The 24,050-nt window shown below is 55.0% G+C and carries 24 protein-coding genes and 2 tRNA genes; 16 read left to right on the top strand and 10 right to left on the bottom strand.

Annotation, left to right across the window (positions count from 1 at the left end):
* Nucleotides 1-191: 191 nt before the first annotated feature.
* From OC597_RS00380 to OC597_RS00370, 3 genes are all read left to right on the top strand, one after another.
* Nucleotides 192-1,496: an NAD(P)/FAD-dependent oxidoreductase gene (locus OC597_RS00380; RefSeq protein WP_261260365.1), complete on the top strand. Its 1,305-nt coding sequence runs from the start codon at nt 192-194 to the stop codon at nt 1,494-1,496.
* Nucleotides 1,497-1,857: 361 nt separating this feature from the next.
* Complete coding sequence (locus tag OC597_RS00375) at nt 1,858-2,394, top strand: glycine zipper 2TM domain-containing protein (RefSeq protein ID WP_170287969.1); 537 nt, start codon at nt 1,858-1,860, stop codon at nt 2,392-2,394.
* Nucleotides 2,395-2,685: 291 nt separating this feature from the next.
* Nucleotides 2,686-3,171 carry an RrF2 family transcriptional regulator gene (locus OC597_RS00370; RefSeq protein ID WP_099062475.1) on the top strand — a complete coding sequence of 162 codons (486 nt, stop codon included), beginning with the start codon at nt 2,686-2,688 and terminating at the stop codon, nt 3,169-3,171.
* A gap of 75 nt (nt 3,172-3,246) precedes the next feature.
* On the opposite strand, the gene sdeB is transcribed toward OC597_RS00370, so the two are convergent.
* Together sdeB and OC597_RS00360 are read right to left on the bottom strand one after the other, a co-directional pair.
* The gene (gene sdeB / locus OC597_RS00365) at nt 3,247-6,393 is read right to left on the bottom strand and encodes a multidrug efflux RND transporter permease subunit SdeB (RefSeq protein ID WP_262206943.1); all 3,147 of its coding nucleotides are present in this window, start codon (nt 6,391-6,393) and stop codon (nt 3,247-3,249) included.
* A gap of 23 nt (nt 6,394-6,416) precedes the next feature.
* Nucleotides 6,417-7,598 carry an efflux RND transporter periplasmic adaptor subunit gene (locus tag OC597_RS00360; RefSeq protein ID WP_261260357.1) on the bottom strand — a complete coding sequence of 394 codons (1,182 nt, stop codon included), beginning with the start codon at nt 7,596-7,598 and terminating at the stop codon, nt 6,417-6,419.
* Between the two features lie 296 nt (nt 7,599-7,894).
* Between OC597_RS00360 and OC597_RS00355 the strand changes: the two genes are divergently transcribed.
* A complete protein-coding gene (locus OC597_RS00355; RefSeq protein ID WP_085116260.1) occupies nt 7,895-8,251 on the top strand; it encodes a helix-turn-helix domain-containing protein in 357 nt (118 codons plus the stop codon).
* A gap of 57 nt (nt 8,252-8,308) precedes the next feature.
* Here the strand turns inward: OC597_RS00355 and OC597_RS00350 are convergent.
* Nucleotides 8,309-8,398 (bottom strand) — tRNA-Ser (locus OC597_RS00350).
* Between the two features lie 222 nt (nt 8,399-8,620).
* Nucleotides 8,621-8,710: transfer RNA gene (locus OC597_RS00345), tRNA-Ser, on the bottom strand.
* 412 nt (nt 8,711-9,122) lie between these two features.
* Here OC597_RS00345 and OC597_RS00340 point away from each other — a divergent pair.
* The 6 genes from OC597_RS00340 (at nt 9,123) to OC597_RS00315 (ending at nt 16,074) form a co-directional block, all read left to right on the top strand.
* On the top strand, nt 9,123-10,622 hold the full coding sequence (locus OC597_RS00340) for a peptide MFS transporter (RefSeq protein ID WP_261462307.1): 1,500 nt from the start codon (nt 9,123-9,125) through the stop codon (nt 10,620-10,622).
* A gap of 127 nt (nt 10,623-10,749) precedes the next feature.
* A complete protein-coding gene (gene ghrA / locus OC597_RS00335) occupies nt 10,750-11,691 on the top strand; it encodes a glyoxylate/hydroxypyruvate reductase GhrA (RefSeq protein WP_261284251.1) in 942 nt (313 codons plus the stop codon).
* An 86-nt stretch (nt 11,692-11,777) separates the two neighbouring features.
* Nucleotides 11,778-12,515 (top strand): phosphatase, encoded by a 738-nt coding sequence (locus OC597_RS00330; RefSeq protein ID WP_261255760.1) that lies wholly within the window; start codon nt 11,778-11,780, stop codon nt 12,513-12,515.
* 43 nt (nt 12,516-12,558) lie between these two features.
* Nucleotides 12,559-13,140 carry a TorD/DmsD family molecular chaperone gene (locus OC597_RS00325; protein WP_261255758.1) on the top strand — a complete coding sequence of 194 codons (582 nt, stop codon included), beginning with the start codon at nt 12,559-12,561 and terminating at the stop codon, nt 13,138-13,140.
* A 178-nt stretch (nt 13,141-13,318) separates the two neighbouring features.
* A complete protein-coding gene (locus OC597_RS00320; RefSeq protein ID WP_261255756.1) occupies nt 13,319-13,972 on the top strand; it encodes a tellurite resistance TerB family protein in 654 nt (217 codons plus the stop codon).
* Nucleotides 13,973-14,040: 68 nt separating this feature from the next.
* Nucleotides 14,041-16,074, top strand: coding sequence for a S9 family peptidase (locus tag OC597_RS00315; RefSeq protein WP_262206939.1), 2,034 nt, complete (start codon nt 14,041-14,043; stop codon nt 16,072-16,074).
* A 34-nt stretch (nt 16,075-16,108) separates the two neighbouring features.
* Here the strand turns inward: OC597_RS00315 and exoX are convergent, their stop codons facing one another.
* A complete protein-coding gene (gene exoX / locus OC597_RS00310) occupies nt 16,109-16,777 on the bottom strand; it encodes an exodeoxyribonuclease X (RefSeq protein ID WP_261255753.1) in 669 nt (222 codons plus the stop codon).
* A 437-nt stretch (nt 16,778-17,214) separates the two neighbouring features.
* On the opposite strand from exoX, the gene OC597_RS00305 reads away from it, so the two are divergent.
* Nucleotides 17,215-17,640, top strand: a complete 426-nt coding sequence (locus OC597_RS00305; RefSeq protein WP_129934946.1) for a TraR/DksA C4-type zinc finger protein — start codon at nt 17,215-17,217, stop codon at nt 17,638-17,640.
* Between the two features lie 172 nt (nt 17,641-17,812).
* Nucleotides 17,813-18,766 (top strand): prolyl aminopeptidase, encoded by a 954-nt coding sequence (gene pip, locus OC597_RS00300; protein WP_261284255.1) that lies wholly within the window; start codon nt 17,813-17,815, stop codon nt 18,764-18,766.
* A 31-nt stretch (nt 18,767-18,797) separates the two neighbouring features.
* On the opposite strand, the gene OC597_RS00295 is transcribed toward pip, so the two are convergent.
* Nucleotides 18,798-19,028, bottom strand: coding sequence for a DNA polymerase III subunit theta (locus OC597_RS00295; RefSeq protein WP_085116270.1), 231 nt, complete (start codon nt 19,026-19,028; stop codon nt 18,798-18,800).
* A gap of 373 nt (nt 19,029-19,401) precedes the next feature.
* Between OC597_RS00295 and ftnA the strand changes: the two genes are divergently transcribed.
* The 4 genes from ftnA (at nt 19,402) to OC597_RS00275 (ending at nt 21,920) form a co-directional block, all read left to right on the top strand.
* Nucleotides 19,402-19,920 (top strand): non-heme ferritin, encoded by a 519-nt coding sequence (ftnA, locus tag OC597_RS00290; protein ID WP_262206935.1) that lies wholly within the window; start codon nt 19,402-19,404, stop codon nt 19,918-19,920.
* A gap of 320 nt (nt 19,921-20,240) precedes the next feature.
* Nucleotides 20,241-20,624 (top strand): CopC domain-containing protein YobA, encoded by a 384-nt coding sequence (yobA, locus tag OC597_RS00285; protein WP_012006367.1) that lies wholly within the window; start codon nt 20,241-20,243, stop codon nt 20,622-20,624.
* Nucleotides 20,625-20,627: 3 nt separating this feature from the next.
* A complete protein-coding gene (gene copD / locus OC597_RS00280; RefSeq protein ID WP_262206934.1) occupies nt 20,628-21,509 on the top strand; it encodes a copper homeostasis membrane protein CopD in 882 nt (293 codons plus the stop codon).
* Between the two features lie 69 nt (nt 21,510-21,578).
* Entirely contained in the window at nt 21,579-21,920 is a 342-nt protein-coding gene (locus OC597_RS00275) for a YebY family protein (protein ID WP_262206933.1), read from the top strand.
* 316 nt (nt 21,921-22,236) lie between these two features.
* Here OC597_RS00275 and OC597_RS00270 read toward each other — a convergent pair whose 3' ends face one another.
* The 4 genes from OC597_RS00270 to OC597_RS00255 are packed head-to-tail and all read right to left on the bottom strand — an operon-like array spanning nt 22,237 to nt 24,027.
* Nucleotides 22,237-23,319, bottom strand: coding sequence for a tyrosine-type recombinase/integrase (locus OC597_RS00270; RefSeq protein ID WP_262206930.1), 1,083 nt, complete (start codon nt 23,317-23,319; stop codon nt 22,237-22,239).
* Nucleotides 23,294-23,635, bottom strand: a complete 342-nt coding sequence (locus OC597_RS00265) for an excisionase (protein WP_153857126.1) — start codon at nt 23,633-23,635, stop codon at nt 23,294-23,296. Before OC597_RS00265 ends, OC597_RS00270 begins: the two co-directional genes overlap by 26 nt.
* Nucleotides 23,601-23,801 carry a hypothetical protein gene (locus tag OC597_RS00260; RefSeq protein ID WP_232811062.1) on the bottom strand — a complete coding sequence of 67 codons (201 nt, stop codon included), beginning with the start codon at nt 23,799-23,801 and terminating at the stop codon, nt 23,601-23,603. The genes OC597_RS00265 and OC597_RS00260 overlap by 35 nt, the downstream gene beginning before the upstream one ends.
* A 49-nt stretch (nt 23,802-23,850) precedes the next feature.
* Nucleotides 23,851-24,027 carry a hypothetical protein gene (locus OC597_RS00255; protein WP_262206928.1) on the bottom strand — a complete coding sequence of 59 codons (177 nt, stop codon included), beginning with the start codon at nt 24,025-24,027 and terminating at the stop codon, nt 23,851-23,853.
* Between the last annotated feature and the right edge of the window lie 23 nt (nt 24,028-24,050).

The raw sequence follows: 24,050 nt of genomic DNA, 5'->3' as shown, positions 1-24,050 counted from the left end.
ATCCTCAAAATTCCCCTTCGTCCAGGCTTTAACCAAAAAAGTTTGATGTACATCAATTTTGGTATGACCAAATAACCCCCCATGCTATTCTGGCTTTAGATAGCAGGTTTATTTTAAGCGAACCCTATGTATTCTAAGGATATTATTTGTTTACCCTTAGGCAACAATTGGTTCACATTTAGGGGGTTATTTTGACAACGCCAAAGAAAAAAATCGTCATTGTGGGCGGTGGTGCCGGTGGTCTGGAACTGGCAACCAGCCTGGGCCATAAACTCGGTCGCAAGCACAAGGCAGACATCACGCTGGTGGATCGCAACCACAGCCATCTGTGGAAACCTTTGCTGCATGAAGTAGCAACCGGTTCCCTGGATGACGGTGTTGACGCGCTGAGCTACCTGGCACACGCGCGCAATCACTCTTTCAGCTTCCAACTGGGTTCGCTGACCAATATTAACCGTGAAGCACAAACTCTGCATTTGGCGCAAATCTGCGACGAGCAGGGCGGCGAACTGGTACCGGAGCGCGAGCTGTCTTACGACATCCTGGTGATGGCGCTGGGCAGTACTTCGAACGATTTCGGTACCGCGGGCGTAAAAGATCACTGCATCTTCCTGGATAACCCACACCAGGCGCGTCGTTTCCACAACGAAATGCTGAACCTGTTCCTCAAGTTCTCGGCACAGCCGGGGCAAAAAGAGCGCGTGAACATTGCTATCGTCGGCGGTGGTGCCACCGGTGTGGAACTGTCCGCCGAGCTGCATAATGCGGTGAAGCAACTGCACAGCTATGGTTTTGAAGGCCTGGACAACAGCGCACTGAACGTGACTCTGGTCGAGGCCGGTGAACGTATTCTGCCTGCGCTGCCGCCGCGTATTTCCGCCGCTGCGCATCAGGAATTGAATAAACTGGGCGTGCGCGTGCTGACCAACACGATGGTGACCAGCGCAGATGCCAACGGCCTGAACACCAAGGGCGGCGAATTTATCGATGCCGACCTGATGGTGTGGGCCGCCGGTATCAAGGCACCGGACTTTATGAAGGACATCGCCGGGCTGGAAACCAACCGCATTAATCAGCTGGTGGTAGAACCTACGTTACAGACCACGCGCGATCCGAACATTTTCGCCATCGGTGACTGTGCCTCTTGCCCGAAAGAAGGCGGTGGTTTTGTTCCTCCACGTGCCCAGTCGGCGCACCAGATGGCGTCACGCTGCTTTACCAACATTCTGGCGCTGATGAACGGCCAGACGCTGAAACCGTACGTGTATAAAGACCACGGCTCGCTGGTGTCTCTGTCCCGTTTCAGCACCGTTGGCAGCCTGATGGGCAACCTGATGCGTGGCTCGATGATGGTAGAAGGTCGCATTGCGCGCTTTGTCTACATCTCGCTGTACCGTATGCATCAGGTGGCTTTGCACGGCTATATTAAAACCGGCCTGATGATGCTGGTCGGCGGCATCAACCGGGTGATCCGCCCGCGTTTGAAAATGCACTAACAGCCTCCGATCTTGCCCCACCCACGCCGGTTCGCCCGCGTGGGTTTTTTTATGCCTGCACCCGTGCGACAGGGCCGTGAGGGGCTGATTGTTCAGCACAATGTCCCGTAGCTATGGGTAAAAGTCTTAAGATTCTTCCTAAACACTGGGGGTGAGCGTGATTTCCGGCATCTTTGGTCACATTGTCTTATTGCGAGGATCTGGAACATTGTGCAGACTTTATCTTGTTTACAGACGGCGCGTCGCGCACGCCGTAAACCGGGATGCCATGTGCCGTCAATGCGCAAAATAATAAGCGCGGTGCTATGTCGGTAAAGTTCCCCGGTACAAATGCGTGGTAACACTTTCAGGAGGATTTCCTGTGAACAAGTCAATGTTAGCTGGTGTGGGTATTGGTATTGCAGCAGCTCTGGGTATTGCTGCAGTGGCCAGCCTCGATGTTTTTTCTTCCGGTCCGCAATACGCGCAGGTCCTTGCCGCAACGCCGATCAAAGAAACCATCAAAACCCCGCGTCAGGAATGCCGAAATGTGACCGTCACTCACCGTGCGCCTGTTCAGGATGAGAACCGCATTGCCGGTTCGGTTCTGGGGGCGGTAGCCGGTGGCGTTATTGGCCATCAGTTCGGTGGTGGTCGTGGTCGTGATGTGGCGACGGTGGTCGGTGCCCTGGGCGGCGGCTATGCCGGTAACCAGGTGCAGGGTGCGATGCAGAATAACGACAGCACCACCAGCACGCAGCAGCGTTGCAAAACGGTCTACGACAAGTCACAGAAAATGCTGGGTTACGATGTGACCTACAAGATTGGCACTCAGCAGGGCAAGATCCGTATGGATCACGATCCCGGCACTCAGATCCCGCTGGATAAAAGCGGCCAACTGGTGCTGAACAAAGCCTAATCAACAGATAAGAATTAAACCCGCGGACAGTGTTAGTTCTGATCGTTTAACGCAGTTAAGCGAGCGGCATTAATATTGACGCGGGTTTCTGCATTCTATAAGTCAGTGATTTTCCCCTCAGGCCAGTATTGACGCGATTTCTGAACTAATGTATCCGTGCGATTTATCCGGGCATACCTTCAATAGTGCAACAGTGTTTGTTATATTATTGTGCAGTTGAGTGGGTGTGATGGCGTTATGTCGCACCGACCAAACCCGAGCATTTGGTCTCCCGGAGACAGAGATAAAAACATGTTAGATTTTCGCTTTCCGACTGCGATGCAAATGGTACTTAGCGTGGCCGTGGCTGAGAAGCTGGGTGTGCGTTCGACCAGCGCGGTGCTTGCCGCCGGTCTGGAAGCCAACCCCAGTTTTATCCGCAAGCTGATGGTGCCCTTGACCAAAAACGGCATCATTGTCTCGACCCTGGGCCGTAACGGCTCGATTCATCTGGGTCGCCCGGCGGAACAGATCACCCTGCGGGATATCTATTTGTCGGTGATTGACGATAAACGTATCTGGGCCGCCCGACCGGAAGGGCCGGCGCGTTGCCTGGTCAGCGCCAACGCCTGCTGGTATTTCAAGTCGGTGGTAAATGAGGCGGAAGAAGCCTCGCTGGACGTCCTGGCACGCCACACGGTGGCCGATGCCTTGGCTGAGCTGGAGCGGGGCGATAAACGTGCCTGCGCAGAATATACCGCCCTTGCAGCCAAAGATGCAGAGACGGCAGAAAAATAAGCGGCGGTAGTAAACGCTAAAACGAAGAAAAGCCCGGTTTTTAAACCGGGCTTTTTTATGGCGGTGGCAGGCGAATTATTCTGCTGCTGGTGGCCGCGTTTTACGTGTCACCATACGGCGTAGGGTGACGTAGAACACCGGCGTGAGGAACAGCCCGAACAGCGTAACCCCGAGCATGCCGGAAAACACCGTGATGCCAGTGACACCACGGACTTCGGCACCGGCACCGTGCCCCAGGATCAGTGGGATAGTCCCGGCGATAAAGGCGATGGAGGTCATCACGATCGGCCGCAGTCGCAGGCGACAGGCTTCCAGCGCCGCTTCCATAATGCTTTTGCCTTGCAGCTCCAGTTCACGAGCAAACTCGACAATCAAAATGGCATTCTTACAGGCCAGCCCCATCAATACCACCAGCCCTACCTGCACGAACACATTGTTATCGCCGCCGGTCAGCCAGACACCGAACAGGGCTGACAGCATGGTCATTGGTACGATCAGGATCACCGCCAATGGCAGCGTCCAGCTTTCGTACAACGCGGCCAGTGCCAGGAAGGCCAACAGCACCGCCACCGGGAACACAATAATCGCCGCATTGCCCTGGGTAGACTGTTGGTAGCTCAGATCGGTCCACTGAATGTTCATGCCGTTCGGCAGTAGCTTGTTGGCCATCACCGCCAGTTCGCTCATCGCCTGCGACGATGACAGCACTCGCGGATCGGCATCACCAATCAGATCTGCCGCCGGGAAACCGTTGTAGCGGATCACCGGGTCCGGGCCATAAGTGGTGCTGATGCTGACCATGCTGCCAATCGGCACCATTTCTCCCTTATCGTTACGGGTGCGCAGGTTGGCGATATCCTCCACGCTGTCACGGAACTGGCCGTCGGCCTGCGCCATCACCTTCCAGGTGCGGCCATAGCGGTTGAAGTCATTGATGTAAGACGAACCGAGATAAGTCTGTAAGGTGCTGAACAGGGCATTGAGCGGTACCCCTTGTGCCTTGGCCTTGTCGCGGTCAATTTTCGCGTCCAGCTGCGGCACGTTAGCCTGATAAGACGAGATCGGGAAACCCATGCCCGGCGTTTGCATGATAGCGCCCGACATCGTATTGATCGCGGTTTGCAAGGCACCATACCCCAGACCGGCGCGGTCCTGAATATACAGCGAGTAACCCGAACCCTGGCCAATACCGAGGATCGGTGGCGGCATAATCGAGAAGGCGAATCCTTCCTGGATCTGCGAAATCTTGGCGTTAATTTCGGCATTAATCGCCGCCGCGCTACGGGTACGGGTGCTTAATGATTCAAGCGCAAAGAACACGGTGCCGGTGTTGGGCGTATTGGTAAACTGCAGCGCATTCAACCCGGGGAAGGACACCGCATCCGTCACCCCGTCAACGCTCAGGCCGATGGCGCTCATCTTGCGTATCACCGCATCGGTGCGTTCCAGCGATGCACCCTCCGGCATTTTCACCCCGCCAATCAGGTAAAGCTTGTCCTGAGTCGGGATAAATCCGCCGGGCACGGTTTTAAACATCACCCCGGCGGCGCACAGCAACAGGACATACACCACGAATACCGCGCCGCGCTTGCCCAGCGCCCGAGAAACCCCACGCTGATAACGCTGTGAGCTGCTGGCAAAGAAGCGGTTAAACGGGCGGAACAGCCAGCCAAACAGCCGGTCGATCAGGCGTGATGGCATGTCTTTCGGCGCGCCATGCGGTTTCAGCAGTAACGCCGCCAACGCCGGTGACAGGGTCAACGAGTTGATGGCGGAGATCACGGTTGAAATGGCGATAGTGACGGCGAACTGTTTATAGAACTGGCCGGTCACGCCGGACAAGAAGGCCATGGGCACGAACACCGCGCACAGCACGACGGCGATGGCGATAATCGGGCCGGATACTTCGCGCATCGCCTGATGAGCTGCCGCCAGCGGTGACAAACCTTCTTCGATATTACGCTCGACGTTCTCCACCACCACGATGGCGTCATCGACCACGATGCCGATGGCCAGCACCAACCCAAACAGGCTCAGCGTATTGAGCGAAAAGCCCAACAAATAGAGTGCGGCAAAGGTGCCGACGATCGAAATAGGGACCGCCAGCAGCGGAATGATCGACGCGCGCCAAGTTTGCAGAAACAGAATCACCACGAGTACTACCAGCAGCACCGCTTCGAGCAGGGTATCGACCACCGAACTGATCGAGTCGCGCACAAACACCGTCGGGTCGTACGGCGATTGCCAGCTCATGCCGTCCGGAAAGCGTGTCGACAGCTCGGCCATTTTGGCCCGCACCGCATTGGACAGCTCAATGGCATTGGCACCCGGCGCCTGGAAGATACCGATCCCTACCGCATCCTTATTATTGAGCTGGGCACGCAGCGCGTAGCTGCCGGAGCCCATTTCAATGCGTGCCACGTCGCGCAGACGCACGACCTCGCCGTTGTCGCCGCTTTTGAGAATGATATTACCGAACTCTTCCTCGGTCTGCAGACGGCCTTGCGCATTGATCGACAGTAAATAATCGCTGCGGGTCGGCATCGGTTCTGCACCCAGTTGGCCGGCGGAAACCTGCACGTTTTGCTCTTGCATGGCCGAGACCACATCGGAGGCCGTCAGCCCGCGTGAGGCGACCTTGTTCGGATCCAGCCAGATGCGCATCGCGTACTCACCGGCACCGAAAATCTGTACCTGGCCGATGCCCGGCAGGCGGGCCAGCTCATCCTTGACCTTCAGGGTGGCGTAGTTACGCAGATAGAGTGAATCGTATTTGCCGGAAGGGGAAACCAGATGCACCACCAGCGTCAGGGCCGGGGATTGCTTCTGGGTGGTCACCCCTTGGCGTCGTACGTCTTCCGGCAGGCGCGCTTCGGCCTGCGCCACGCGGTTTTGCACCTGTACCTGCGCCTGATCCGGATCGGTCCCTGGGCGGAAGGTCACGGTGGTCACCAGCACGCCGTCAGAACCGGCTACCGACTTCATGTACATCATGTTTTCGACGCCGTTGATCGCTTCCTCCAGCGGCGTTGCCACGGTTTCGGCGATCTCTTTCGGGTTAGCGCCCGGGTATTGGGCACGTACCTGCACACTGGGCGGCACCACGTCCGGGTATTCGCTGATCGGCAGCAGCGGGATGGCGATAACACCGCCAACAAAAATCAGGATCGACAACACCGCGGCAAATATCGGTCGGTCGATGAAAAAACGGGAAAAGTCCATGGCTCGGGATCCTCTGCTGGGGCTTAGTTAAGCGCGGAGGCGGTGTTCGCCACGGTTTTGGCACTGACCGGCATACCCGGCATAAATACTTTTTGCATACCGTCGACGATCACCCGGTCGCCTGCAGCCAGGCCTTTTTGCACAATACGTAACCCGTCGGCCACTCGACCCACTTCGATATCGCGTCGCTGTGCCTTGCCATCTTTATCGACGATATAAACAAATTTGCGATCCTGGTCGGTCAACACCGATTTGTCGTTGATTAGCATGGCGTTAAACACGGCGCTGCCGGGCATTTGTACTCGTGCAAACAGTCCAGGGGTAAAGCGACGCTCAGCGTTTTCCAGCAGGGCGCGCATGCGGATGGTGCCGGTACCGGCATTCAGTTGGTTGTCAGTGAAATCAACGGTGCCCTGATGCGGATAGCCGTCTTCGCCGACCAGCCCGACCTTCACCGGCAGTTTTGCCGTGCGTCGGCCATCATTCTGATAACGCAAGAAAGTGGCCTCATCGACGTCGAAATAGACATAGACCTTATCGAGCGACACCAGTGTGGTGAGCACACTGGCGCTGTCGCCGGTGGTGACCAGGTTACCGGCGGTGATCATTGCCCGGCTGGCGCGCCCGTCAATCGGTGCAATTACCCGGGTAAAGTCGAGGTTCAGTTGCGCCAGATCGAACTGGGCCTGAGCCGCCAATACGTTGCTTTGTGCCTGCGCAGCGGAAGAGCGGCGCTGTTCCCATACCTCGGTTGAAATCGCCTGGCTGCCGATCAGTTTTTCGGTGCGACCGGATTCGCTGCGGGCCAGTGCTGCCTGATTGCGTGCCCGTACCAGTTCGGCCTGTGCCTGTTCACGAGCGGCGCGATAGGTACGATCGTCGATAGTGAACAGCACCTGGCCTTTCTTCACTTCATCGCCCTCGGTGTAATTCACTTTATCGATATAACCGGAAACCCGTGGCCGTAGCTGGACGCTTTGCACCGCTTCGATCCGACCGTTAAAGGCATCCCACTGGCTGATGGGTTTTATCACCACGTCGGCGGTGCTGACGGCCGGTGGAGGAGGCGCGGCATTTTGTGCGACGCTGTTGTCACACCCGGCCAACAGTACCGTCAGCAGCGCGGCGGCTGAGAGGCGCAGGCTGAAACCGATACCGTTTGGGCGGCGGTGTGAATGGAACAATGAGTCAGGCTGGCTTGGCATTATTTTTATTTCCAGTAGTGAGCACGATCAGGCGATATACCCGGCCCTGTTATCCGGGCAACTTCTCCGGCCTGTGACCGGCGGCAGAGCGGTTGCACCCGTCATTGGCACAACGGTTAGGTTTTGAAACATATTGTTGTCACATTAATGTATCAATATCGGTTACATTAATTCGCTGGATTATAGAAGTGCCCATCCGTTAAATGCAATAATAAAAATTGCATTTAATGCGAAACTGCTGCAACGTAATGACATCGGGCAGCGGATCTCTCTGCCAATGTCATGGGAGCGTCAGCATGAACAGCACGGGTTTTATTACTGATTTGATTGAGTGGATTGACAATAATCTGGAAGAGAAGTTGGATATCAACACCGTGGCGGGGCGAGCGGGATATTCCAAATGGCACCTGCAACGGATGTTCAAACGCCAGACCGGCTTCGCGCTGGGGGAATATATCCGCATGCAGAAGCTGAGAGTTTCGGCAGAACGGCTGGCCAACAGCGGTGAACCGATCGTCAGCGTGGCAATCTCACTCGGCTTTGACTCGCAGCAGTCCTTCAATCGCAGTTTTAAACGCCACTATGGTCAGACTCCGGGTGACTGGCGCCGTGCCGTGATGCAACCCTCTATGGCGGCTAACCGCACGCATTGAGGCGGTTTACAGACAACAAAAAAGCCTGAACTCGCGTTCAGGCTTTTTCGTAAAATATGGCGGTGAGGGAGGGGTTCGAACCCTCGATACACTTACGCGTATACACACTTTCCAGGCGTGCTCCTTCAGCCACTCAGACACCTCACCGTATTTTGTTGTTGCGTACTCACTGGTGCAACGGGGCGCTACTATAGGGAGAGAGGGCTATCCGGTCAAGCAGAATTTCTGCGTTTCGGCGCGTCCGCTTAAGCCGTGTTCGCTTTGCTGAAAACTGCGGCGAACAGAATGGGCGGGGGCTTTGCAGCGCAATTTCCTGGGCTGCAGACAACAAAAAAGCCTGAACTCGCGTTCAGGCTTTCTCATGGAATATGGCGGTGAGAGAGGGGTTCGAACCCTCGATACACTTACGCGTATACACACTTTCCAGGCGTGCTCCTTCAGCCACTCAGACACCTCACCGTTTTACTTCATCGCTAACGCATTGCGCTGTCGACGGGCGCTAATGTAGGAGAATCTGATCCCAGCGTCAACCCTCTTGTGACATAACCATGACTGTTTAGCTAAAGTTGCAGCAATTTGCTGATTTCCCGAGCGATCGGTCGTCATGTCGTATGAATCGATGGGGGAGACATGGCGTAAAATTATATAGCAGCCTAATATTTGAACGTCTCTGTATGTGTTAGCTCAATATATCAGCAATGATGATGTTAGTAGTGCTTTTATATGCATTAATACTGGATTATTAGTCATATGTGTCGCTAAATGGAAGGGTGCTGGCGCGGGGTTTTGGCAAGGATTATCACACCGCCGCGCAGGTTGCCGGGCTTTGCTCCGGTGATAAAGCAGACAGGGATTGATCTATCAAATAATAATGCAGCAGAGGTTCACTTTGACTTTATCGGATCCTACGGCAGGGCCGCAGCGGCACGCCATTCCCCCGGGGGCCGGGGCACTGTTCTTTATCCAAATCTTCGCCACGTTGGGTTTTGCTGTGCTGTACTCCACGCTGGTACTTTATGCCACCAAGCGGCTGGGGTTCAGCGAGAGTAATGCCAATGCCATGATGGGCGTATTCGGCGCGTTCAATTACGGTCTGCATATGTTCGGGGGTTATCTGGGAGGGCGTTTCCTCAGTAACCGCAATCTGTTCGTGTTGGGCATGGTGTTGCAGGTGATCGGCTGCGCGTTGATCGCTGTCGCGGGCGTCTGGGGGCTCTACTGGGGCCTGGCGATGTTCCTGACCGGCAGTGGACTGAACGTCACCTGCATTAATATGATGCTCACCCAGCGCTTCAAGCCGGATGACGATCGGCGCGAGTCGGCCTTTTTGTGGAACTATGCCGGGATGAACCTGGGGTTCTTTGTCGGCTTTACCGTGGCCGGCTATTACCAACTGACCGAAAACTACCGCGCCCTGTTCCTGTTCGCTACCCTGGGTAACGCGGCAGCGATCATCGTCGCCGTAAGCCGTTGGCGCATCCTGGCCGATCTCAACACGCCGCTGCACGACACCAACCGTTCACAATACCGCTGGCGCATGCTAATTGGGTTGGCGGTGCTGGTCGCGCTGGTGCCCATCATCCGCGTGATGCTGACCCATGCGGAGTTCAGCGGCCACTTCGTGATTGGCCTCGGCGTGCTGATTTTTCTGATGCTGTGCGTGGTCACATTACGCCATCATCCGCGTGACGAGCGTCGCCGGATGACCGCTTATCTGATCCTGGCGTTGGGGGCCCTGGTGTTTTGGGCGCTGTACCAGTTGGCTCCAATGGGGCTGATGCTGTTCTCCGAGCACAATATCGATCTGAACGTTTACGGTATTCAGGTGGCACCGCAGTGGCTCCAGAACATCAATACGCTGGTGATCGTGGTCGGTGGGCCGCTGATGGCCTGGTGGTTTAACCGCCTGCGAGCGCGTGGCTGCAAGATCGACATTCCGATGCAGTTCTCCGGTTCGCTGTTTTGCATTGGGCTGGGCATGCTGGTGTTGCCATTGGGTATCAGCCTGGCCGGCGGTGACGGGCTGGTGGCGTTTAAATGGATTGTCATCAGTTACGTGCTGCAGAGCATCGGTGAACTGATGATATCTCCGATCGGCTACGCGATGATTGGCAAACTGGCACCACCGCGCTATCAGGGAGTAATGATGGGTTGCTGGATGATGGTCACCGGTGTCGCTTCGGTATTGGCGGGCTATGTCTCCGGTCTGATGCCGGAAAACAGCGGCAGCACCCCGGTGCTGACCAACCCCGGCTACAGCGAAGTGTTCAGTGCGCTGGGCTGGGGAGCCGCAGGCGTCGGCGTGGTGATGTTGATACTGATCCCGCTGCTGCGCCGGTTAATCCGGCACGACAGCCCGGTAGCTGCTTAAGATCCCGCAGTATAAAAACAGCCCCACTGGTCGGGGCTGTTTTCATTTTAGGCTTTAACACTTGCATCTGTCGGCGAATCGCGGAAGTCTGGTTGGAAATGCATAAAAACAGACGGGAGTCGCACAGATGGACATCATTTTTTACCACCCTTTCTTTAATGCCGAGGAATGGCTGTCAGGCTTATCGCAGCGCCTGCCGCAGGCGAAGGTTCGTGCCTGGCTGCCGGGCGATGACCGTCCGGCGGATTACGCGCTGGTGTGGCGGCCGCCGCACGAAATGCTGGCTAACCGTGGGCAGATGAAAGGAGTGTTCGCCCTGGGGGCCGGCGTTGACGCCATTCTCGATCAAGAGCGCCAGTACCCCGGTACGCTGCCGGCAGGCGTTCCGCTGCTGCGCCTTGAGGATACCGGTATGGCACAACAGATGCAGGAATACGCCCTGAGCTATGTGCTGCGCTATTTCCGCCGTTTTGATGAGTACCAGCTGCTGCAACAGCGGCAGGAATGGCGGCCGCTCGATCCCCATCAGCAGGATAATTTTACCATTGGCATCCTCGGTGCCGGGGTGCTGGGCAAAAGCGTGGCACAGAAGCTGACGACATTGGGTTTTAACGTTCGTTGCTGGAGCCGCAGCCCGAAACAAATTGACGGCGTGCAGAGCTTTGCCGGAGACGGGCAGCGCGCCGCGTTTCTTGATGGCGTGCAACTGCTGATCAACCTGTTACCCAACACGCCGGAAACCGCCGGGATCCTCAATCAGCCACTGTTCGCGCACCTGGCGCCGGGCGCTTATCTGATCAATCTGGCCCGAGGCGCACACCTGATTGAAGACGATTTACTGCAGGCGCTAGAGCAGGGGCAGCTTGCCGCCGCCACGCTGGACGTATTCGTCACCGAACCCCTGCCGCAGACGCATCCGTTCTGGCGTCATCCGCGTGTCACCATTACCCCGCATATTGCTGCCATCACCTTGCCGGAAGCGGCGATGGATCAGATCGCGGCGAACATTCTCGCGCTTGAAGCCGGACAAACGCCGGCCGGGGTGGTGGATGTGCAGCTCGGTTACTGATCTTCCGGTGATGCACCTGCTAAGCTAAATAAATAAGAAACTGCGCCTGCCGCCATACTCCGGCAGGCCGCCCAGAAGGAGAAGCAATGTACCCCGTTGATTTACATATGCACACCGTCGCCAGCACCCACGCTTACAGCACGCTGCATGATTACATCGTCGAAGCCCAGCAAAAGGGCATCAAACTGTTCGCCATCACCGACCACGGCCCGGATATGGCTGATGCACCGCATTATTGGCACTTTATGAACATGCATGTGTGGCCGCGTCTGGTGGACGGCGTGGGCATCCTGCGCGGCATCGAGGCCAACATCAAAAATCGGCAGGGCGATATCGACTGCACCGGTCCGATGCTGGATAAAATCGACGTGATTATCGCCGGTTTCCACGAGCCGGTGTTTGCGCCACAGGACAAGGCCGCCAATACCGAAGCGATGATCGCCGCCATGGCACAGGGGGATGTACACATTATCAGTCACCCCGGTAACCCAAGATACCCGATTGATATTGCCGCGGTTGCCGCGGCGGCGGCCAGGTATGAAGTGGCGCTGGAGCTGAACAATTCGTCGTTCACCCATTCGCGCAAGGGCAGCGAAGACAACTGCCGGGCGATTGCGGCTGCGGTGCGTGATGCCGGTGGCTGGCTGGCACTGGGCTCGGATTCACATATTGCCTTCTCACTCGGCAGCTTTGAACACTGCGAGCGTATTATTGCTGAAGTGGCGTTCCCGCAGGAGCGCATCCTTAACGTTAGCCCCCGGCGCCTGCTGGACTTTCTCGAACGGCGCGGCAAGCCGGCGATTGCGGAACTGGCCGATTTGTGACATCGTCCCGGCAAATTTTTTCCGTATTGTATAAGGCATTATCATGAATGAGTTTTCCATTGTTTGCCGCGTGCTGGGTACGCTGTTTTACCGTCAGCCGCAAGATCCGTTGCTGGTGCCGTTGTTCACGTTGATCAAAGAAGGCAAGCTGCAACAGCACTGGCCGCTGGAGCAGGACGAACTGTTGGTTCGTCTGCAGCAGGGTTGTGATGTCAACCAGCTTTCCAGCGATTTCAACGCGATGTTTGTCGGCAGCGAGTGCAGCGTATTACCGTTCCGTTCTGCCTATGTTGAAGGGGCGACGGAAGCGGAAGTGCGTACTTTCCTTCAGCAACGTGGCATGCCACTCAGTGACGCGCCGGCCGATCACTTCGGTTCTTTGCTGTTGGCCGCCTCCTGGCTGGAAGATCAGGCGCAGGAAGACGAAGCGCAGGCGCAAATCACCCTGTTTGACGACTATCTGCTGCCCTGGTGCGGCCGTTTCCTCGGCAAAGTGGAAGCTCACGCCACCACCGGTTTTTACCGTACGCTGTCGCTGCTGGCTCGCGAGTCTATCCAGGCGATGCGTGACGAACTGGCGGAGTACGAGCAAGACCAACCGGGTGAAGAGGGTGAACAGCCTTAATGCCCTGCTGGCCGGCTTGCGCTTTACCGCGGAGCCGGCCCATTCCTTACGATTTCCCCGCTACACAGGTTTTCATCCCCCATACGTAAATTGACAAATAATCCCCTAATCTGACGGTTCACCGGCGGTTTGGCCTTGTGTGCCTGCACGCCTCGTTTCCTTAGGCAAAGGGTAAAGTATGAAAAATAACTGGATGCAGCAGATCCAATCAATGATTGGGCAAAAGGCCGGTTCAATCGGCGGTTCGGAAGGCATCGGCAAACTGCTGGCCCCGACCGCACTGGGTGGCCTGGTGGGCGTCTTGCTGGCGAATAAGTCTTCGCGCAAGCTGGTGGGCAAATTCGGCAAGAACGCGTTGATTATTGGCGGCAGCGCGGCGGTGGGCGCGGTGTTGTGGAATAAGTACAAGCAACGGGTGAAAGAAACCCATCAGAATGAACCGCAGTTCGGTCTGCAAACCACGCCGGTGGATTTGCGCGCCAAACGGCTGGTGCAGGCGCTGGTGTTCGCTGCCAAGAGCGATGGCCACATTGATGCGGAAGAAAAACTCGCTATCGACCATAGCCTGGAGCAACTGCAGGTGGGAGAGGAAGCACAAAAATGGGTACAGGAAGCCATCGAGCAGCCGCTGAACCCGGACCTGCTGGCCCAGAGCGTGAAGAATGAAGAGGAAGCGCTCGAGGTCTATTACCTGAGCTGCATGGTGATCGATGTCGATCATTTTATGGAGCGCGGCTATCTCGACGCACTGGCGCAGTCGTTGAAGATCCCGGCGGACGTTAAGCAGGGCATAGAAAACGACGTGAACGAGAAAAAGCGCGAGCTGGCTTAGCACCGCTTGGCAAGCCGGGGGGAATCGTGTCACTCTTGCCTTAATCAAGGTAAGCGGATGATTTAGCAATGATGACACCCCCTAAGGCAGAAAAACGTCCTTATCCCATCACTACCCACGGCGACACGCGTGTAGATGACTATTATTGGCTGCGCGACGACGAGCGCGCAGACCCCCAGGTGCTGGACTATCTGCAGGCGGAAAACGCCTTTACCGATGCAGCATTGAAGCCGCAGCAGGCATTGCGCGAAGCCCTGTACGAAGAGATGGTAGCGCGCATTCCTCAGCAGGAGCATTCGGTGCCTTATGTCCGGAACGGCTACCGCTATCAGACGCGCTTCGAACCGGGTAATGAATACGCGATTTACGTCCGCCAGCCGCAGGCTGAGAGCGAGCATTGGGATACTCTGATCGACGGCAATCAGCGTGCCGAGCAGCGTGAGTTTTATACTCTGGGCGGGCTGGAAGTCAGCCCAGACAACCAAAAGCTGGCGGTTGCGGAAGATTTCCTTTCCCGCCGCCAATACGACATTCGCTTCAAAAACCTCAGCGACGATAGTTGGGCCGATGAAGTGCTGGAAAACACCTCCGGCAGCTTTGAATGGGCCAACGACTCGGCTACCGTGTATTACGTACGCAAACACGCCAAAACGCTGTTGCCTTATCAGGTCTACCGCCACGTGGTGGGTACCGATCCGCAGCTCGATGAACTGATCTACGAAGAGCAGGACGACACCTTCTACGTCGGGCTGGAAAAGACTACCTCCGATCGTTTTATTCTGATCCACCTGAGCAGCACCACTACCTCGGAAATCCTGCTGCTGGACGCCGATCGCGCCGACAGCACGCCGCAGATGTTTGTGCCGCGCCGTAAGGATCATGAATACGGTATCGATCACTATCACCAACATTTCTATATCCGCTCCAACAAGGACGGCAAGAACTTCGGCCTGTATCAAAGCGAGCAGGCGGATGAAGCGCAGTGGCAGACGCTGATTGCCCCGCGCATCGAAGTGATGCTGGAGGGCTTTAGCCTGTTCCGCGACTGGCTGGTGGTGGAAGAGCGCAGCGAAGGCCTGACCCAACTGCGACAGATCCACTGGCAGAGTGGCGAAGTGAAGCGCATTGCCTTCGACGATCCGACCTACACCACCTGGTTGGCGTACAACCCGGAGCCGGAAACCGAGCTGCTGCGCTATGGCTACTCATCGATGACCACGCCGACCACGCTGTATGAGCTTAATCTCGACAGCGACGAACGCGTGATGCTCAAGCAGCAGGAAGTGAAAAACTTCACTCCGGAAAATTACCGCAGCGAGCGGGTATGGGTGAAGGCGCGTGATGGCGTTGAGGTCCCGGTTTCGCTGGTCTACCGCCACGATAGCTTCGCGCGCGGCACTAACCCGCTGATGGTGTACGGCTACGGCTCTTACGGCAGCAGCATGGATCCAGCCTTCAGCGCCAGCCGCTTAAGCCTGTTGGATCGCGGTTTTGTGTTTGTGCTGGCACACATTCGCGGCGGCGGTGAGTTGGGGCAACTGTGGTACGAAGACGGTAAACTGTTTAAAAAGCAAAATACCTTCAACGATTTCATCGACGTGACCGAAGCGTTAATCGCCCAGGGTTACGGCGATGCTAAACGGGTGTTCGCCATGGGTGGCAGCGCCGGTGGCTTGCTGATGGGGGCGGTGATTAATCAGGCGCCTGAGTTGTTCAACGGCATTGTGGCGCAGGTACCGTTCGTTGACGTGGTCACCACCATGCTCGATGAATCTATTCCGCTGACCACCGGGGAATACGACGAATGGGGCAACCCGAACCAGCAGGCCTATTACAACTACATTTTGCAATACAGCCCGTACGATCAGGTCAAGGCGCAGGATTACCCGCATATGCTGGTCACCACCGGCCTGCATGACTCTCAGGTGCAGTATTGGGAACCCGCCAAGTGGGTGGCCAAGCTGCGTGAGCTGAAGACTGACGATCGTCAACTGCTGCTGTATACCGATATGGATTCCGGCCACGGTGGCAAGTCCGGGCGTTTCAAAGCCTATGAGGACATTGCGCTGGAGTACGCCTTTATTCTGGCGCTGGCGGAGTAACCTTCAGGCGGGCGGCTGGCGCTGCCCGCTTTTTTCAACCGATCAGATAGTATTTCAGCGTGTGCTTCATGTCCGGGCTGAGGTCCTCGATGGATTTCAGCATCCAGCGTAAATAGCCTGGGTCTTCCTGCGCGACGCGATCAATTTCCTGCCCTCGATACTTACCGAACTTAAACTTTTTCAGCAACACCGGCTGGTCGGTGATTTGCGCCATCTGTTCCGGCGTCCAGCCTGAATCCTTGATAATGCGTTGCATCAGCGCAGCGGTCACGTAGCAGTCATATAACGCCCGGTGCGGATACAGCGTGGTGTCCTGTGGCAGTTGCACATCGAGATTCAGCGCATAGCGCAGGTATTGGTTACCGTATTTGATGTCCGGGTACAGGTTCCGCGCCAGTTTCATGGTGCATATCCAGGCACCGCGCATTTCCGGCAGTACACCGCGGTCGAAAGCCGCATTGTGCGCAACATAATAGGGACTGCCCTGATAGCGGCCGATCGCCACCGCGATGCGCGGTTTCCCTTCAACCATCTGCTCGGTGATGTGGTGAATGGCCATGGCCTCAATGCCAATGGGGCGGTCGGGGCTGACCAGATCGCTCATCGGGTTGGTGATTTGTCCGTCGATCAGATCAACAGAAGCCACTTCTACCACGCCGCCTTCCAGTCCGCAGGTTTCAGTGTCTATTACGCGTAAATTCATGGTTTCCTCAGGGTAGCTGCACCGCTTTAGCTTAACCGGCAGCCTTGCTCCTGCCAACCGCTGAAAGGGACTGGGTTATTTCGGGCAACAAAAAACCCGCCTTGGCGGGTTTAATTACGGTTAGAAGTTCGCTTACTCGCCGGTCGACTGGCCTTTCTTAGCGCGTTTGCCTGCACGTTTTTCTGCAGGGGTTTTCAACGGCTTCTTCTTCGCATTTTTTTTGCTATCCATTCCCTTACTCATGATGGCCTCTCAGTTACCTATGGTTGGGTGGGTTGCTCAGCCATTAACCCCCTTACGCCTGTCGGATGCAAGCATGAAAGCAGCGGGTTTTGTTAATTGATTGTTTATAGATGGAATTTTGTTTTCGCATGAATGTCTGCTTAAATATTATGATATGTTATAATATAACAATTAAGTGATAACCGGAGAGCGCAATGAACGTTGTGACCTTATTAAATCAGCAGCAGCTCCTGGCCATGCCGGAGTCTGAATACATGAACCCGGCTCAGCAGGCGTTTTTCCGCCAGCGCTTGCTCGACGAGCAACAGAAACTGTTGCAGCACATTGAGGCGCTGAAACGGGATATCGACGGCGGCGAAGTGTCCGGTGACGAAGCGGACAAAGCGGCCCGCGAAGAGGACCTGCGATTGCTGTTCCGCCAGTTGGATCGTGAAAGCCGGTTGCTGCCGAAAATCAGCGCAGCCTTGACCCGTTTGTATAACGGCGAATACGGCTATTGCCGGGAAAGCGGCGAACCTATCGGCCTGGCGCGTCTGTTGCTGCGGCCGACGGCCGAGTTAAGCATTGAAGCGAAAACCGCCCAGGAAATGCGCGAACCACACCTGCGTAAACGGGGATAAGATCACGGCAGACTCCCCATGACCAGCCGGTGTTTTGCCGGCTGGTCGTATTCATTTTAAGCAAACGAGCCTTAACTTGTTGGGGAGTGTAGGAGTTTTCAGGATTTACCGTTGACCAAATGGGCCGCTTCGGCTTTGATGAGGGTATGACCCACAGAGAGACGGAAGCGCCATGGAACAATTACGAGGTTTGTACCCGCCGTTAGCAGCATATGACAGCGGTTGGCTGGACACTGGAGATGGCCACCGGATCTACTGGGAGCTGAGCGGCAATCCGAACGGTAAGCCGGCGGTCTTTATTCACGGTGGGCCAGGCGGCGGTATTTCCCCTTATCACCGCCAACTGTTCGATCCGCAGCGTTATAAAGTGTTGCTGTTCGATCAGCGCGGCTGTGGTCGCTCCAAGCCGCACGCCAGCCTGGACAACAACACCACCTGGCATCTGGTGCAGGATATTGAACGGCTACGCGAAATGGCGGGTGTCGACCAATGGCTGGTGTTTGGCGGTTCCTGGGGCTCGACGTTAGCGTTGGCCTATGCGCAAACCCATCCGCAGCACGTCAGCGAAATGGTGCTCCGTGGCATCTTCACGCTGCGTAAGCAGGAGCTGCATTGGTACTATCAGGACGGTGCTTCACGCTTCTTCCCGGAAAAGTGGGAGCGCGTACTGTCGATTCTGTCGGAAGAGGAGCGAAAGGACGTAATTGCGTCTTATCGCCAGCGCCTGACTTCAACGGATCTGCAAGTGCAGCTTGAAGCGGCGAAGTTGTGGAGCGTGTGGGAAGGGGAGACGGTGACCTTGCTGCCAAGCAGCGAGTCGGCTTCTTTTGGTGAGGATGATTTTGCGCTGGCGTTTGCCCGCATCGAAAACCACTACTTCACCCATCTGGGCTTCCTGGACAGCGATGATCAACTGCTGCGCAATGTCCCATTGATCCGCCATATTCCGGCGGTGATTATCCATGGCCGCTACGATATGGCTTGCCAGGTGCAAAACGCCTGGGATCTGGCGAAGGCCTGGCCGGAGGCAGAGCTGCATATTGTCGAGGGAGCAGGGCACTCCTTTGACGAACCGGGGATCCTGCATCAGTTGATGCTGGCCACCGACAGGTTTGCTGCCAAGTGACACTGAGCCCGCCATGACGGCGGGCTTTTTTTTATTTGGACTTAGGCTCGTACGGCAGACGCGAATACTTGTGCGATTCGGCACGGTAATGCGCCACGCGTTCGCGGAAATAATCACGCAGGTGCGCCGGTTGTTCGCGCTCAACCATTTCTGGGATCACCGGCATGTTGTAGCGTTCTTTAAACGCCACGCCGGAAGCGGCGAGATCAACGTTCACTTTGTCCATCTCTTCTTTGGAAAGCTCTGCCAGATTGTAACCCACCGTATTCTCCTTACTGTTACCGCATTGGATCAGCGCAGAAGGTAATGCACCTGGCGGCAGTTGGCAAGCCTGAAGCGCAAAGGAGGCCGAGCTTCAGTAATAACCCACTGCGGATAAGGTTATTTATTACTCCAATGGCAATGCAATCTATTTATTATTTTAAATAAGAATGATTCGTCTTTTGATTAAATATACAAATAGAAATGGTTATCATAATAATTTAAATGAATAATTGATGTTTTTATAACTCATTGATTTTTAATTTATTTAAAATTAAATCGATAATGATGTGAATCAGGTGTGTTTATTTTGTTTTCACCAAGGCATAATGCGGAAAAATTAAGTTGATACCTGCAAAATAAAAGGAATAATTATGCTGACGCCAGAAATGACCAAAAAGCTGAATGAGCAACTGAACCTGGAGTTTTACTCCGCCAACCTGTATCTGCAAATGAGCGCGTGGTGCAGCGATAAAGGCTTTGAAGGTGCAGCTTCATTTCTTAAAGAGCATTCTCAGGAAGAGATGCAGCACATGCAACGCCTGTTCGAATACCTGAGCGATACCGGTTCTCTGCCACTGTTGGGCAGCATCGCTGCACCGCCGGTTGAGTTTGACTCCCTGGCGGACGTGTTCCAGCAGACTTACGAACATGAACAACTGATTACCCGTCAGATCAACGAACTGGCGCATGCGGCAATGACTGCCCACGATTACTCTACCTTCAACTTCCTGCAGTGGTATGTTGCCGAGCAGCACGAAGAAGAGAAGCTGTTCAAATCCGTGCTGGATAAACTGGCACTGGTGGGGACCAGCGGCAATGCATTGTTCTTCATTGATAAAGATCTGAAGAAAATGGGTGCGGCCGGCGAAAGCGCTAACGGCCAGGGGTAATCGTTTTTGTTGAAACCGCGTATCGGCCTTGCCCGGTGCGCGGTTTTTTTATGCCCTGGGTTTATCACGGTTATGCAGCGATATGTGCTACTGGATCGCAAAATGCCAGCGTTCTGCTCGACTTGCATAATGACACTCGTTATCATTTGACCCGATACGCTACAGGGATGGTAGAGAGTTAAAACAGTGGGTTACTCGCTAATCACTTCTTCTGTTTACCCGTGGCGCAATCATCTGCGGTGGGGTGGCTGCTGATACATCGCCAAGGCGGTTAGCCTTACCCCTTATCACCCTCGATTATTGCTTTAAGGGATATCACTGTGATCGGTAAAATTCGTTCTTCTTATCGCCTGCTTTCCACTATTTTCGTGCTGTTTGTCGGCTTGTCTTCACAGCAGGCGCTGGCGCATGCTCATTTGAAAGTTGAAACGCCGGCGGCAGATGCCAGCGTGAGTCCGGCACCGAAAGTGCTGACGCTCAACTTCTCCGAAGGTATCGAGCCTAACTTTAGCGGCATTAAAATCACTGGCCCGGACAACGCCGAAGTGAAAACCGGCAAGTTGCAGCTTGATGCGAACAACAATACCCAGGTCAATCTGCCTATCGAAGGCGATCTGGCGGCCGGCAAATATAACGTCAGCTGGCATGTGGTTTCGGTCGACGGTCATAAAACCAAAGGCCAGTATAGCTTCACCGTAAACTAACCCATGAGTCTGGCGACCCTGTTTGTCCTGTGTCGCTTTGTGCACTTTGCGGCGGTGATGCTGATGTTTGGCTCCAGCCTGTTCACCGCCTTATTGTCGCCGCAGCGCCTTTCCCCGTATCTCACCCGTGATGTGCGTCCTTTGCTGGTCTCCTGTACCTGGCTTGCCGGGCTTTCTGCCGTGGCGTTGCTGGCTATTCAGGCCGGACAGATGGGTGACGGCTGGGCCGACACCTGGCAGTTGGACGTGTGGTGGGCAGTGCTGGGCACCACCTTTGGTGAAGTCTGGCGTTGGCACCTGGGTATTTCATTACTGGCACTGCTGAGCCTGTGGCTGGCAGAACCTCGCCGCACGCAGCTTTTGGCGCTGTTTTCCACACTGTTGCTGGTCAGTATGGCGTTTATTGGCCATGCGGCAATGCATGAAGGGGCGATGGGCGTGCTGCACAGGTTTAACCACGCGCTACACCTGCTGGCGGCCGGTTACTGGTTTGGCAGTCTGCTGCCATTACTGGTTTGCCTGCGCTACCTGGCCCAACCACAAAGCCGCAGTGACGCAGTGACTACGTTGATTCGTTTCTCGCGTTGGGGCCATCTGGCGGTAGTGCTGGTGGTGTTAACCGGCGTGATTAACAGTTTGATTATTTTGGGCAGTTGGCCGCTGGATGTAGATTCTCCTTATCAGCGCCTGCTGTTGTTCAAAACCGCGCTGGTGGCGTTGATGGTGATGGTCGCGTTGGCTAATCGTTACGCCATCGTCCCGGCGATGAGCAGTATGCCGCAGTTGGCGCAGCGCGGACTGGTGCTGGCCTGCTGGATTGAAGTGGGGCTGGGCGCGGGCGTGTTGCTGTTGGTCAGTTTATTTGCAACTTATGCGCCGGTGTAACATTGCGGCTTGCCGGATGCCCCTAAACTGCGGGAAAATTGGATCAAATAGCAACCTTAAGGCCACAACATGAAATCGGTATTACTTGGCATGACGCTGCTGGCAACCGCGACCGGTGCGCTGGCGGCAGATCAACTGGTGAACATCACCAAGCTGGAATACGGCAAGCAGTGGGCATTCACTAAAGAAGAAGTGACGCTGCAGTGCCGCAGCAGTGGCGCGCTGTTCGTACTCAACAACAGCACGCTGATGCAATATCCACTCAACGCTGCCGCAGACGCGCAGGTGAAAGCAGGGCAGCAACGCGCTCAGCCGCTGGACGTGATCCTGCTGGATGACGCCGCCAACCCCGGTCATAAAATGAGTGTTGAGCCGTACCGCGAACGCGCCGAGAAGCTGTGCGCCAACTAATCGCTTATCCGACAATGGCTTAGTTTTGGGTTAACCGTTGATGAAAAATCATGCGAGATTAATTTCCTCATGAAACTATCACTGGCCGTGTGGCTGGCTGGCAAAAATAGCGCGGTAAGCTACTCTTAAAGTGCACGGCTGAACAAGCCTTGCACAAAATGCCAACTTTTAGCGCACGGCTCTCTCCCAAGAGCCATTTCCCTAGACCGAATATAGGAATCGTATTCGGTCTTTTTTTAACTTGTTGTTTTATATGATTATTTTTCGTAAAAATCGAATTCACTCGAATTTTACTCGAATTTTGATATTCGGTCTTTTACAGCATTACGTATTCTTTCCCCCTGGTATCGAGGTATTTACCCGTCATTTTTTCGGATTTATGTCCCAGTAATTTCTGCGCAAATTCCTTCCCTTTTTCCTTCTCGTACAACCGTCCGGCTAGGCTCCTGATCTCGTGGAACGTCGGCGGATTCTCCTCAAAATCAAGTCCAGAGGCTTTTCGCGTAGCAACAAACTTTTTCGTCAACCCATCAGGGTGCAAAGAGCCGTCTGGGCTATTTTTACGGATGCCGGCACTGAGCATAAATTCGGTAGTGCTGGCCAGCTGGCAGCGGTCTATCCCTGTCCCTAACCTGAGGCCCACGGATTTCAGCTCCAGGTCGAGAGGCAGGGATATCATTGCTCCTGTCTTTCCTTGTTCAACCTGCAGGCGTCCATTCACGACATGATCAAATCGGAACTGCGTCAAATCCTCGCGCCGTTGCCCTGTGACCAGTGCCAGATCCATCGCCAAACCAAACCACGGCGGCATGGTAGCCGCAGTTTCACGAATGGGGATGTACTGCGCCAATTCTAGCCGTTCGCGCTTCACCACAACTTTTGCCGCGCGGGTCGGCGCAACAGGGTTGTTATCAATATGGCCTTCCACAATGGCTTCGCGAAAGATGTCGGACAGAACAGATCGCATAGTCGAAGCCATCGTATTTTTATCTTGAGCCACCCAAAATTCGAGGAACTCAGCTACATGGCGCGTCGTGATTTTTGATAACACCATGCCACCCATTTTTTCGCTGATAATAGCGATTTGGCCTTTGCGTACCTTGTAAGTGTTCTCCGCCAAATTTCGGCGCTTAAAAATGACATCGTACCGCTCTATCCAGGAGTTTAAAGTGTACTCGTGGCTACCTTTGATTTTCTCCAGCAACAGGACAGGGGAGTAATTCTGTTCGATGTAATGATTAGCCTCGATCGCCTGCGCAATAGCGTCTCGGCGCGCAATTTGCCCCAGTGATATTTCCTTTTTGGTCACAGGGTTGCGCCAATAGAAGGATTTGCCTTTCCGGCGATAAGTCAGGTTCTTGGGTAATTTCATGTCATACCCTTCCTTTCGCCGTGTCATTAATTACCTTCTCCATAAACGCCAACCTCGCAGGTTGCGGGTTTTGTGCATCTTTTATCTTTTTGCCCAAACGAGGATCTTTTGGGTCTATATATATTGCGCCTGGCACTAATCGATATTGCTTCCCATGTTTCTCGGCCGCCGGGTAGAAATTCCCGTTGCGTGCCCAGCGTTGCAAGGTTTGCAGTGTTGGTTTTTTGCCAGGGTAAATGTCATTGCACCATTCCTCCAATGTCAGAAATGCAACATGGCCGGTGGTGTCATTTAGTTTTAGGGCACGGCTATTGCATCCCCCCAGGGTCAATTTGTTGGGCATGGTCTTTCCTCGGTTTCATCAGTTGGGCTATAGCGTCGTCGGTCACACGACAAGCCCTGGTTATATCGTCATCGCTGAGCGTCTTTTTCCTGACGCTGGTGGATAGCCGGCCGATCTTGATATCGAAATCAGAGAGTAGGCGGGCACCTGGTTGCCATCGTTGCATTGCTGTTCCCCGTTGTGTGGTTTACAGCAATGCTAACGATGGCTGGGTGTTATTTCTGATTAGGCGGAATTGGTTTTTTAAACGCTTCCTTTTCTCGCGTTAGCCGTACACTCTGCGGGAAGTGAAAAGCCAGTTCGCCACGGCTTTCGGCCTCAATGATCCCCGTAGTTCCGTCGGGGAAAGTCACGTGAATGGCGTCGCCTTTAGCCAGGTATATTCTCAACATGGTGAGTCCTCAGTGTTAGCCCC

Origin of the sequence: Serratia proteamaculans, assembly GCF_946227095.1 — a bacterium.
Classification (GTDB): Bacteria; Pseudomonadota; Gammaproteobacteria; order Enterobacterales; family Enterobacteriaceae; genus Serratia; species Serratia proteamaculans_E.
This window is presented reverse-complemented; position numbering and strand designations above follow the sequence as displayed.

Coding starts and splice junctions, on each gene's coding strand:
- OC597_RS00370 (WP_099062475.1), top strand. CDS start 2,686: ATGTTAGATTTTCGCTTTCCGACTGCGATGCAAATGGTACTTAGCGTG.
- sdeB (WP_262206943.1), bottom strand. CDS start 6,393: ATGGACTTTTCCCGTTTTTTCATCGACCGACCGATATTTGCCGCGGTG.
- OC597_RS00360 (WP_261260357.1), bottom strand. CDS start 7,598: ATGCCAAGCCAGCCTGACTCATTGTTCCATTCACACCGCCGCCCAAAC.
- OC597_RS00355 (WP_085116260.1), top strand. CDS start 7,895: ATGAACAGCACGGGTTTTATTACTGATTTGATTGAGTGGATTGACAAT.
- OC597_RS00340 (WP_261462307.1), top strand. CDS start 9,123: ATGCAGCAGAGGTTCACTTTGACTTTATCGGATCCTACGGCAGGGCCG.
- ghrA (WP_261284251.1), top strand. CDS start 10,750: ATGGACATCATTTTTTACCACCCTTTCTTTAATGCCGAGGAATGGCTG.
- OC597_RS00330 (WP_261255760.1), top strand. CDS start 11,778: ATGTACCCCGTTGATTTACATATGCACACCGTCGCCAGCACCCACGCT.
- OC597_RS00325 (WP_261255758.1), top strand. CDS start 12,559: ATGAATGAGTTTTCCATTGTTTGCCGCGTGCTGGGTACGCTGTTTTAC.
- OC597_RS00320 (WP_261255756.1), top strand. CDS start 13,319: ATGAAAAATAACTGGATGCAGCAGATCCAATCAATGATTGGGCAAAAG.
- OC597_RS00315 (WP_262206939.1), top strand. CDS start 14,041: ATGATGACACCCCCTAAGGCAGAAAAACGTCCTTATCCCATCACTACC.
- exoX (WP_261255753.1), bottom strand. CDS start 16,777: ATGAATTTACGCGTAATAGACACTGAAACCTGCGGACTGGAAGGCGGC.
- OC597_RS00305 (WP_129934946.1), top strand. CDS start 17,215: ATGAACGTTGTGACCTTATTAAATCAGCAGCAGCTCCTGGCCATGCCG.
- pip (WP_261284255.1), top strand. CDS start 17,813: ATGGAACAATTACGAGGTTTGTACCCGCCGTTAGCAGCATATGACAGC.
- ftnA (WP_262206935.1), top strand. CDS start 19,402: ATGCTGACGCCAGAAATGACCAAAAAGCTGAATGAGCAACTGAACCTG.
- copD (WP_262206934.1), top strand. CDS start 20,628: ATGAGTCTGGCGACCCTGTTTGTCCTGTGTCGCTTTGTGCACTTTGCG.
- OC597_RS00275 (WP_262206933.1), top strand. CDS start 21,579: ATGAAATCGGTATTACTTGGCATGACGCTGCTGGCAACCGCGACCGGT.
- OC597_RS00270 (WP_262206930.1), bottom strand. CDS start 23,319: ATGACACGGCGAAAGGAAGGGTATGACATGAAATTACCCAAGAACCTG.
- OC597_RS00265 (WP_153857126.1), bottom strand. CDS start 23,635: ATGCCCAACAAATTGACCCTGGGGGGATGCAATAGCCGTGCCCTAAAA.
- OC597_RS00260 (WP_232811062.1), bottom strand. CDS start 23,801: ATGCAACGATGGCAACCAGGTGCCCGCCTACTCTCTGATTTCGATATC.
- OC597_RS00255 (WP_262206928.1), bottom strand. CDS start 24,027: ATGTTGAGAATATACCTGGCTAAAGGCGACGCCATTCACGTGACTTTC.